The sequence below is a fragment of the Micromonospora sp. KC606 genome (assembly GCF_004348675.1).
Classification (GTDB): domain Bacteria; phylum Actinomycetota; class Actinomycetes; order Mycobacteriales; family Micromonosporaceae; genus Micromonospora.
This window is the reverse complement of record NZ_SMKN01000221.1, coordinates 1-9,700: the sequence shown is the minus strand read 5'-3', so window position 1 is coordinate 9,700 and position 9,700 is coordinate 1. Positions and strand designations below refer to the sequence as shown.

Annotated in this window: 9 protein-coding genes; 4 read left to right on the top strand and 5 right to left on the bottom strand. The window is 72.4% G+C overall.

What is annotated here, in order from left to right:
* Positions 1–146 precede the first annotated feature (146 nt).
* From E1193_RS26885 to E1193_RS26870, 4 genes are all read right to left on the bottom strand, one after another.
* Positions 147–857: an ABC transporter permease subunit gene (locus E1193_RS26885; RefSeq protein ID WP_132185975.1), complete on the bottom strand. Its 711-nt coding sequence runs from the start codon at positions 855–857 to the stop codon at positions 147–149.
* 133 nt (positions 858–990) lie between these two features.
* Positions 991–1,944 carry an ABC transporter ATP-binding protein gene (locus E1193_RS26880; RefSeq protein WP_132185974.1) on the bottom strand — a complete coding sequence of 318 codons (954 nt, stop codon included), beginning with the start codon at positions 1,942–1,944 and terminating at the stop codon, positions 991–993.
* Positions 1,941–2,822, bottom strand: a complete 882-nt coding sequence (locus tag E1193_RS26875; RefSeq protein ID WP_132185973.1) for an ABC transporter permease subunit — start codon at positions 2,820–2,822, stop codon at positions 1,941–1,943. Before E1193_RS26875 ends, E1193_RS26880 begins: the two co-directional genes overlap by 4 nt.
* Positions 2,815–3,729, bottom strand: a complete 915-nt coding sequence (locus E1193_RS26870; RefSeq protein ID WP_132185972.1) for an ABC transporter ATP-binding protein — start codon at positions 3,727–3,729, stop codon at positions 2,815–2,817. Before E1193_RS26870 ends, E1193_RS26875 begins: the two co-directional genes overlap by 8 nt.
* 155 nt (positions 3,730–3,884) lie before the next feature.
* Here E1193_RS26870 and E1193_RS26865 point away from each other — a divergent pair, with 155 nt between their 5' ends.
* The 4 genes from E1193_RS26865 to galT all read left to right on the top strand — a co-directional run bounded on the left by E1193_RS26865 (position 3,885) and on the right by galT (position 8,110).
* Positions 3,885–4,496: a DM13 domain-containing protein gene (locus tag E1193_RS26865; protein WP_132185971.1), complete on the top strand. Its 612-nt coding sequence runs from the start codon at positions 3,885–3,887 to the stop codon at positions 4,494–4,496.
* Positions 4,497–4,597: 101 nt separating this feature from the next.
* A complete protein-coding gene (gene cysC, locus E1193_RS26860) occupies positions 4,598–6,127 on the top strand; it encodes an adenylyl-sulfate kinase (protein WP_132185970.1) in 1,530 nt (509 codons plus the stop codon).
* A gap of 106 nt (positions 6,128–6,233) precedes the next feature.
* Entirely contained in the window at positions 6,234–7,037 is an 804-nt protein-coding gene (locus E1193_RS26855; RefSeq protein WP_132185969.1) for a DeoR/GlpR family DNA-binding transcription regulator, read from the top strand.
* Entirely contained in the window at positions 7,034–8,110 is a 1,077-nt protein-coding gene (gene galT / locus E1193_RS26850) for a galactose-1-phosphate uridylyltransferase (RefSeq protein ID WP_132185968.1), read from the top strand. Before E1193_RS26855 ends, galT begins: the two co-directional genes overlap by 4 nt.
* Before the next feature lie 285 nt (positions 8,111–8,395).
* On the opposite strand, the gene E1193_RS26845 is transcribed toward galT, so the two are convergent.
* The gene (locus tag E1193_RS26845) at positions 8,396–9,613 is read right to left on the bottom strand and encodes an NADP-dependent isocitrate dehydrogenase (protein WP_132185967.1); all 1,218 of its coding nucleotides are present in this window, start codon (positions 9,611–9,613) and stop codon (positions 8,396–8,398) included.
* Between the last annotated feature and the right edge of the window lie 87 nt (positions 9,614–9,700).

The following is a 9,700-nucleotide window of genomic DNA, read 5'->3' as shown; positions in this document are numbered from 1 at the left end:
CGGCAAAGTGCTGCCTCCAATTGGATGGAGACAGCACTTTGCCGCATCTCGCGAACCAGCCGGCAGCGCCAGGCCCGCCCGCAGCGCCAGGCCCGCCCGCAGCGCCAGGCCCGCCCGCAGCGCCAGGCCCTCGGCGGCGCCGAAGGTCAGCTCGTCTCGCCGGCCACGCTGAACGAGCGGAGCCGGTCGACCGCCAGGACCGTGAAGCCGACCGCGACCAGGGCGGTCAGCACGGCGGCCACGGGAACGGAGACCGCCCCGGTGAGCAGGTCGGTGGGGGCGAGCCGGTCGGCGAGGGTGATCACCCACTGCTGCACCGACAGCACCCGGGTGCCGCTGACGAACCGGCCCAGCAGCCCCTCCCAGATCAGCACATAGACCAGCCCGAGCAGCACCGGTCGCCGGGTGACCAGGCTCAGCGCCAGGAACAGCGCCGAGTACGCCAGCGCGCCCAGCGCCGAGGCGGCGGCGAGCGCCACGCCGAGGCGTACCGAGTCGGCGAGCACACCCGCGACGACGATCGGCACCGCGATGGTGGCCGCGCTGACCCCGGTCGCGACCGCGAGCTTCGGCAGCACGATCTGCCAGCGCGGCAGCGGCTTCGTCAGCACGTGCACCACCGTGCCGTCGTCGATCTCGGCGCCGAGCACGCCGGTGCCGACCACCAGCGCCACCACCGGCAGCACCACGGCCAGGCCGAGCCCCACCAGCACGGGCGGCCCCCACTCTGCCGGATCGACGCCCAGCGAGCGGCAGAGGACCGCGAGGCCCACCAGCACCGCCGGCAGCGGCAGCAACATCAGGAACCGGCGGCGGCCGAACAGGCCCCGCGCGGTGATCCAGGTAACGGTCGACACGGCTCAGCCTCTTTCGTTCGTGACTGTGGGGCTCACTCGCTGCGCTCGTTCACTCCTCGCACTCACCGGTCAACCTCTCGTTCGTGACTGTGGGGCTCACTCGCTGCGCTCGTTCACTCCTCGCACTCACCGGTCAACCCTCCAGCAGGTAGGAGAAGACGCTCTCCAGGGACTCGTCCTCCGGCAGCAACTGCCGGACCCGGACGCCACGGGCCAACGCGATCTTCGGCAGGGCGCGGGTGAACGCGCCGTAGTCACCGGCCTTAACGGTCAGTCCCGTCCGGTCCAGCTCGACGCCCGTCACCGAGGGCTCGGCCATCAGCGCGACGGCCAGCGCCCGGTCGTCGGTGGAGCGGACCGTGAACACGTGCGGCCGGTTGGTCATCAGCCGGCGGATGGTGCGGAAGTCGCCGGAGGCGGCGAGCCGCCCGGCCACCATCACCTGAACCGTGCCGGAGACCTGCTCGACCTCCTCCAGGATGTGCGAGCTGAACAGGATGGTCCGGCCGGCGTCGCCGAGGGAGTGCAGCAGCGTCATCATGTGCAGCCGCTGGCGCGGGTCCATGCCGTTGAACGGCTCGTCGAGCAGCAGCACCTGCGGGTCGTGCACCAGCGCCGCGGCGACCCGCGCGCGCTGCCGCATGCCCTTGGAGTACGTGCCGATCCGGCGGTCCTGCGCGGCCTCCAACTCGACCAGGGCGATCGCCCGCCGGGCCGCCGCCGCCGGGTCGGGCAGCCGGTGCAGCTTCGCGCTGGCCAGCACGAACTCGTACGCGCTGAGGAAGGTGTGCACCGCCTCCCGTTCGCTCACCAGCCCGAGCCGCCGATACACCGGCGGGTTGCGCCAGGTCGGCTCCCCGTCCAGGGTCACCGTCCCCCGGGACGGGGCCAGAAACCCGGCCATCATGTGCAGCAGGGTGGTCTTGCCCGCCCCGTTCGGGCCGAGCAGGCCGGTCACGCCCGGCCCGAGCCGCATGCTGACGTCGTTGACGGCCACCACGTTGCCGTACCAGCGGGAGACGCCGGCGAGGGTCAGGGTGCTGGTGGTGACTGCCGGGGCGGTGGCCTCGGCACTGAGCGTGGTCATCGGGCGGCCACCTTCCGGTATCGCAGCAGCAGCAGGGCGACGCAGGCGGCCGCCAGCAGCACCGCGCCGAGGGCGTACACCGGGCCGAAGTCGCCGATCATCTGGTCGGCCGCCCCTGGGGGCGCCAGCTGGACGCCCAGGGTGAACAGGCCGACCCCCTGCACCACGGTGGACGGCGAGGCGAGCATGGCCAGTTCGTTGATGGTGCGGGAGGGCAGGATGGAGAGCACGCCGACGATCGGGGTGGTCATCAGGAAGACCGCCACGACGCCGCCGGCGGCGAACGCCCGCTTGCCGGTGAGCGAGGCGACCAGCAGCCCGACCGAGGCGAAGACGACCGCCCAGAGGCCGGCGTAGAGCAGCCCCGGCAGCAGGTCGAACAGCTCGTCGCGGACACCGCCGAGCCCGTCGCCGGTGGTGAAGGCGGCGCCGAGGAACATCACCAGCTGCGGCCCGCCGAGCAGCAGCCAGAGCCCGGCCACCAGCGCCAGCAGCTTGGCCAGCGCGTAGTCGCCGCGTGGCAGCGGCCGGGAGAAGTACAGCGGCAGGACCCCGCTGCGCAGGTCACGGGAGACCAGCTCGGGGGCGGCGACCGCGGCGAAGAAGATGACCAGCCAGCTCATCGCGTCGGCGAACTGGGCGTACGTCATCACCACCTGGCCGGTCTGGCTGCGTACCGCGGTCAGCCCGGCCGCCACCAGGGTGACGATGCCGATCACCAGCCAGGGGAAGATCTTCGCCTTGGCGCTGCGGCCCAGGCCGAAGATGGTGCGCAGGCCGTGCAGCCATAGCGCCCCGAAGACGTGCCGGCGGCCCAGCCGGAGGCCGGTGTAGCGCTGGTAGCCGATGTCGTGGATGACGCCGGTCGGCTCAGACATGGGCGGGCTCCCTCGGGGCGAACAGCTCGGCCACCCGGTGCCGCCGCTGGTCCAGCCGGTGCAGCGGCAGGTCCAACTCGGCGACGGCGCCGAGGATCAGGTCGTAGGTGGCCTCGTCGGCGAGCGCGACGAGCAGCGTCCGGCCGTCCCGGGTCACCGGCAGGTCGAGCGCGGCAAGCCGGCTGGCCAGCTCCTCCATGCCCTCGCTGACCTCGACGGCGAGTACGTCGGTGGCGGAGGTCATCGCGGCGATCGGGCCGGCGCGCAGCAGCCGGCCGCCGTCGATGGCGACCAGCGTGTCGCAGATCCGCTCGACCTCGCCGAGCAGGTGCGAGCAGACCAGCACCGAGATGCCGAACTCGGTGCCGATGCGGTGCACCAGCGCGAGCATGTCGTCCCGGCCGGCGGGGTCGAGGCCGTTGGTCGGCTCGTCGAGCAGCAGCAGGTCGGGGTCGTGGACCAGGGCCTGGGCCAGCTTCACCCGCTGCTTCATGCCCGTGGAGTAGCCGCCGACGGCACGGTGACGCTCCTCGTGCAGGCCGACGTGCCGCAACGCCTCCGAGGCCCGCTCGCGGGCCGCCGTGCGGGGCAGACCGCTCATCCGAGCCAGGTGGGTGACCAGCTCGGCGGCGGAGAGGTCGGGCGGGAGCGCGTCGTGTTCGGGCATGTAACCGACCCGGGCGCGCACCGCGGCCGGATCGGTGGTCGGGTCGAGGCCGAGCACGGAGACCCGCCCGCTGCTCGGGGCGAGCAGACCCAGCAGGATCTTGATCAGGGTTGACTTGCCGGCGCCGTTCGCGCCGACCAACCCGATGATTCCCGGCTCGACCGCGACGGTCAGGTCGGCCAGCGCGGTGACCCGGCCCCCGTACCTCTTGGTCAGCGACTCGGTCGCGATGAGTGTCACGACCGTCAGCCTAGGAAGCGGCCCCCAGGACGGGTATCAGGAATCGCCCCGGCTCGCCCCTGATACCCGTCCGGGGGACGGCGGGGCCGACGGTAAGGGTCTCGTAAGCCGCTGATGAGGTGACTCACGGGCGCGTCCCCCCGAAACTGGACGGCATGCTCCGTCTACCGCGTACCCCGCTGACCTGGCTCGCCGTCGCCGTCCTCGCCGTCGGGACGGCCTTCGGGCTGTACTGGTTCCAGCCCTGGAAGCTGGTGGCCGACAACCGGGTGGACGAACGACTGTCGGAGGTGGCCGAGCCGGCGCCGGCAGGCCCCGCGTCGGCAGGCCCCGCCGGGATTGCCGTGTCCGCCACGCCGGCCACGCCTGCCACCTCCGCCACGCCCGCCGCCCCGGCGGAGCCGGCCGGGCCGGTGCTGGTCAGCCGTGGCGAGTTCATCACCCACGAACACGACACGTCGGGCACCGCCCGGGTGGTCCGGGCCGCCGACGGGAGCCACCGGCTGGAACTGGTCGGACTCTCCACCTCCAACGGGCCGGACCTGCGGGTCTGGCTCAGCGACCAACCGGTGCGCACCGGCCGGGCCGGCTGGGATGTCTTCGACGACGGCCGCTGGGTCGAGTTGGGCCGGCTGAAGGGCAACCGCGGCGACCAGGCGTACCGGATCCCCGCCGGGACGGACCTGCTCGGACTGACCAGCGTCTCGATCTGGTGCAAGCGGTTCTCGGTCTCCTTCGGCGCCGCCCCGCTGACCCCGGCGGGCTGATCGGCGCCACCCTCGCGGGCGGGAGTGGAGTGGCGCTCTCGACCGATCGCCGGTCGGCTGCGAAACTGTGTGCCGGCCAGGCCAGCGAGTGAGGGGTACGGATGAGCAACGGGTGGGTGCTGCCCGACGAGGTGCTTCGGGACGCGCCGGCGTACACGCCGCGCCCGGGTGAACTGGCCGACCTGGAGTTGTTGCTGACCGGGGCGTACGCCCCGCTGGCCGGCTTCATGACCCGGGCCGACCTGGCGTCCCTGCAACGGCGCGGCCGGCTCGCCGACGGCACGGCCTGGCCGGTGCCGGTGACCCTCCAGGTGCCGGCGGCGCTCGCCGCCGGGCTCGACCCGACCGACCCCGGCCGCCGCACGCTGGTGCTCAGCGACGGCGAGGGCGCGCCGGTGGCGGCGTTGGAAATCCTCGACATCTGGACCGCCCGCGAGGGCGTGGCCGGCGTCGGCGGCCCGGTCCGCCGGCTCGGCGACGGTGGGCACGGCCCGTTCCAGCGGCTGCGCCGCACCCCGCAGGAGGTCCGCGCCCTGCTGCCCCCGGGCCGGGTGCTCGGGGTGATCGCCGACCGGCCACTGCACCGGCCGCAGTTGGCGCAGATCGCGCACGCCGCGCGCACGCTGGGCGCGCACCTGCTGGTGATGATCCCGGTGGGTGAGGACGGCCATGGTGGCCTGCCCGCGGAGGCGCTGGTCCGCGCGATCTTCGCCGCCCGCGACCGGATGCCCCCGGCGACCCTGGTCGCGGTGCCCGTGCCGCGCCGCCGCGACGAGATCAGCGACGCGCTGCTGCGGGCCCGGATCTCCGCCGCGTACGGGGTGACCCACCTGCTCTCCACCGGCGAGTCATTCTCCGGGCCGGGGCTGCGGGTGCTGGTCCCCCGCGAGCTGGCCTACGACAACCGGGACGGGCAGTGGCGCTGGCGGGACGACATCCCGCCACGCAACCGGCGGCTGGCGCTCAGCCAGGCGGAGATCGACGACCTGCTGGACCGGGGCTTCCCGCTGCCCGAGTGGCACACGCCGCCGGCCGTGGCCAAGGAGCTGAGCCGGGCCCGTCCGCCGCGCCGGCACCGGGGTCTGGTGGTCTTCCTGACCGGCCTGTCCGGCTCGGGCAAGTCGACCATCGCGCGAGGGCTGGCGGACCTGCTCCGCGAGCAGGGCGACCGGACGGTGACCCTGCTCGACGGGGACGTCGTGCGCCGGGAGCTGTCGGCTGGGCTGGGCTTCAGCAAGGCCGACCGGGACGCGAACGTGCGCCGGATCGGCTGGGTGGCCGCCGAGATCGCCAAGCACCGGGGGGTCGGCATCTGCTGCCCCATCGCCCCGTACGCGCAGGCGCGGGCGACCGCCCGCGAGATGGCTCTCGCCGCGGGGGCGGGTTTCGTGCTGGTCCACGTGGCCACGCCACTGGAGGTCTGCGAGCAACGAGACCGCAAGGGCCTGTACGCCCGCGCCCGCGCCGGCCTGCTCACCGGGATGACCGGCATCGACGACCCGTACGAGGAGCCGACCGACGCCGACCTGGTGGTCGACACCACCCACCTCACGGTGGACGAGGCGGTGCAGGCGGTGATGCATCTGCTCACCGAGATCGGCTGGGTGGAGCCCCGACTCCAGTCCGCCTGATTACCCGCGGGGTCCGCCTTCCGCCGCTGCCCGCCGCACGCTAGTGTTCGTTCTTGTTGGAACGCGTTCGAGCGCGTGAGGTGCCCGGGAGCTGGAGGTGCGACGGATGCTGGCGCGACAACGACAGGCGGCCATCCTCGACCGGGTCCACGCCACCGGCGGGGTACGGGTCAGCGAACTGGCCGCCGAGTTCGGTGTCTCCGACATGACCATCCGGCGCGACCTGGACACCCTGCACGAGCAGGGCCTGATCGCCAAGGTGCACGGCGGCGCCACCGTCGCCGGCCCCGGCTCCACCGACGAACCCGGCTTCCACGCCAAGTCCGTCCGCCAGCTCACCGAGAAGGCCGCCATCGCCGCCCGGGCCGTCGAGCTGGTCCGCCCCGGCGCCGCTGTCGCCCTCTCCGCCGGCACCACCACCGCCGAACTGGCCCGACGTCTCATCGACGTGCCCGGGCTGACCGTGGTGACCAACTCGCTGCCGGTGGCCGAGATCCTGCATACCGGAGGGCGACCCGACCACACCGTGGTGCTCACCGGCGGGGTGCGCACCCCCTCTGACGCGCTCGTCGGGCCGCTGGCCGTGGACGCGATCCGCTCGCTGCACCTGGACGTGCTCTTCCTCGGCGTGCACGGGATCAGCGAACGAGCCGGCTTCACCACCCCGAACCTGATGGAGGCGGAGACCGACCGGGCCCTGGTCGCCGCCGCCGACCGGCTGGTCGTACTGGCCGACCACACCAAGTGGGAAACCGTGGGCATCTCCTCGATCGTCGGTCTGGCCGCCGCCGACGTGCTGGTCACCGACGACCAGTTGACAGCCGAGGCGCGCCGGGTACTCGACGAGAAGGTGGGTGAACTGGTGTGTGTGACGAGCACGGGCCGGGCAGCGGCGGAGGAGGCGCGGTGAAGCGTACGGCGATCGAGCTGGCGGACGGCCGCGAGCTGATCTACTTCGACGAGCGGGACGACGCGGTCCGCGACCAGTCCGACCGCCGTGACCTGCCGCCCCCGCCAGCGGCCTCCCAACTGCGGTTCGACCCGCTCACCGACGAGTGGGTGGCGGTGGCGGTGCACCGGCAGACCCGAATCTTCCTGCCGCCGGCCGACCAGTGCCCGCTCTGCCCCTCCCGGGGCGACCGGCTCAGCGAGATCCCCGCTCCCGACTACGACGTGGCGGTCTTCGAGAACCGCTTCCCGTCGCTCAGCCAGCGGATCGCCGAGGAGCCCGCGGAGATCACCCCGTTCACTCCGGTACGACCCGGCCAGGGCCGCTGCGAGGTGGTCTGCTTCACCGACGACCACAACGCCTCCTTCGCCAGCCTGCCGCCGAGCCGGGTCCGCACGGTGCTGGACGCCCTCGCCGACCGGACCGTGGCGCTCAGCGAGCTGCCCGGGGTGGAACAGGTGTTCTGCTTCGAGAACCGGGGTGTGGAGATCGGTGTGACCCTGCACCACCCGCACGGGCAGGTCTACGCGTACCCCTTCGTCACCCCGCGCACCCGGTCGCTGCTGGCCGCCGCCCGCCGGCACGCCGAACGCACCGGCGGCGGCAACCTGTACGCCGACGTGCTCGCCGCCGAACGCGCCGCCGGGGACCGGATCGTCGTCGCCAACGAACACTGGACGGCGTACGTGCCGGCAGCCGCCCGCTGGCCGTTCGAGGTGCACGTGGCGCCACACCGGCCGGTGCCGGACATCCCGGCGCTCGACGACGCCGAACGAGCCGCCTTCGGTCCGCTTTATCTGGATCTGCTGCGCCGCTTCGACACGCTGTTCGACGTGCCGATGCCGTACATCGCGGCCTGGCACCAGGCGCCGGTCCGCATCGACCGGGAGCTGGGGCACCTGCACCTGCAGTTGTTCAGCATCCGGCGGGCCAAGGACAAGCTGAAGTACCTGGCCGGCTCGGAGTCCGGCATGGGCGTCTTCATCAACGACATCGCGCCCGAGCGGGCCGCCGAACTGCTCCGCGCCGCCTGACCGAAAGCCGGCTCCGGATCGTGGGCAGGCCCAGGACCGGGCGCGGGGGGCCCGGGACAGGGCCCCCCGCAGGGAAGGGACGGCTGGCTGTGCACGACAGCCGGGAAGGCTGGCTGATCGGCACTCGTGCCGCGAGGCGACCGCGGTCAACCCTCCGTGGACGCGACTGGCACCACGTCCACCCCGTTCAACGACCCGCCCGACCGCCGGTGACGCAGCAGCCGGCCGGGTACGACGGAGCCCGCCGGCGTCGGCGGCCGGCGGGCTCGGTCGATGCGGCGGGAATCAGGCGGCGAGCTTGCGCGCCAGGTTCTCGTCGAGCGCGTTCATGAACTCGTCGGTGGTCAGCCACGGAGCGTCGCGCGAGATGAGCAGCGCGAGGTCCTTGGTCATCTGGCCGCCCTCGACGGTGTCGATGATGACCCGCTCCAGGGTGTTGGCGAACTCGGTGACCGCCGGGGTGCCGTCCAGCTTGCCCCGGTGGGCCAGGCCCCGCGTCCAGGCGTAGATCGAGGCGATCGGGTTGGTCGAGGTCTTCTCGCCCTTCTGGTACTGCCGGTAGTGCCGGGTGACGGTGCCGTGGGCGGCCTCGGCCTCGACGGTGCGACCGTCGGGGGTCATCAGCACCGAGGTCATCAGGCCGAGCGAGCCGAAGCCCTGCGCGACGGTGTCGGACTGCACGTCACCGTCGTAGTTCTTGCAGGCCCAGACGAAGCCACCCTCCCACTTGAGCGCGGCGGCGACCATGTCGTCGATGAGCCGGTGCTCGTAGGTGATGCCGGCGGCGGCGAACTCGCTGGCGAACTCGTTCTCGAACACCTCGGCGAAGATGTCCTTGAAGCGGCCGTCGTACGCCTTGAGGATGGTGTTCTTGGTCGACAGGTAGACCGGGTAGCCGCGGTCCAGGCCGTAGCGCATGGAGGCGCGGGCGAAGTCGCGGATCGACTCGTCGAAGTTGTACATGCCCATGGCGACGCCGCCGCCGGGGAAGTTGGCGACCTCCATCTCCATCGGGGCGCCACCGTCGGCCGGCTGGTAGGTGATGGTGACCGTGCCGGGGCCGGGGACGACGAAGTCGGTGGCCTTGTACTGGTCGCCGTGGGCGTGCCGGCCGATGATGATCGGCTTGGTCCAGCCGGGGACCAGCCGCGGCACGTTCGACATGATGATCGGCTCGCGGAAGACGACACCGCCGAGGATGTTGCGGATGGTGCCGTTCGGCGACCGCCACATCTTCTTGAGGCCGAACTCCTCGACCCGGGCCTCGTCGGGGGTGATGGTGGCGCACTTGACGCCGACGCCGTGCTCCTTGATGGCGTTGGCGGCATCGACGGTGACCTGGTCGTCGGTCTCGTCGCGGTACTGGATCGACAGGTCGTAGTAGTGCAGGTCGACGTCGAGGTAGGGCAGGATCAGCTGCTCCCGGATCTGCTTCCAGATGATCCGGGTCATCTCGTCGCCGTCGAGCTCCACGACCGGGTTGTTTACCTTGATCTTCGCCATCGGCCGGCGCTCCTCTCGGGGGACACGTGCTCAAGCAGTACGAGCGTACTGGAAACAGGCCCGAACCCCACAGCCGGCCCCGGAACC

What these genes read in the sequence shown, in the direction of transcription:
- E1193_RS26880 (WP_132185974.1), bottom strand. Translation starts at nt 1,944, where the DNA reads ATGACCACGCTCAGTGCCGAGGCCACCGCCCCGGCAGTCACCACCAGC.
- E1193_RS26875 (WP_132185973.1), bottom strand. Translation starts at nt 2,822, where the DNA reads ATGTCTGAGCCGACCGGCGTCATCCACGACATCGGCTACCAGCGCTAC.
- E1193_RS26865 (WP_132185971.1), top strand. Translation starts at nt 3,885, where the DNA reads ATGCTCCGTCTACCGCGTACCCCGCTGACCTGGCTCGCCGTCGCCGTC.
- cysC (WP_132185970.1), top strand. Translation starts at nt 4,598, where the DNA reads ATGAGCAACGGGTGGGTGCTGCCCGACGAGGTGCTTCGGGACGCGCCG.
- E1193_RS26855 (WP_132185969.1), top strand. Translation starts at nt 6,234, where the DNA reads ATGCTGGCGCGACAACGACAGGCGGCCATCCTCGACCGGGTCCACGCC.
- E1193_RS26845 (WP_132185967.1), bottom strand. Translation starts at nt 9,613, where the DNA reads ATGGCGAAGATCAAGGTAAACAACCCGGTCGTGGAGCTCGACGGCGAC.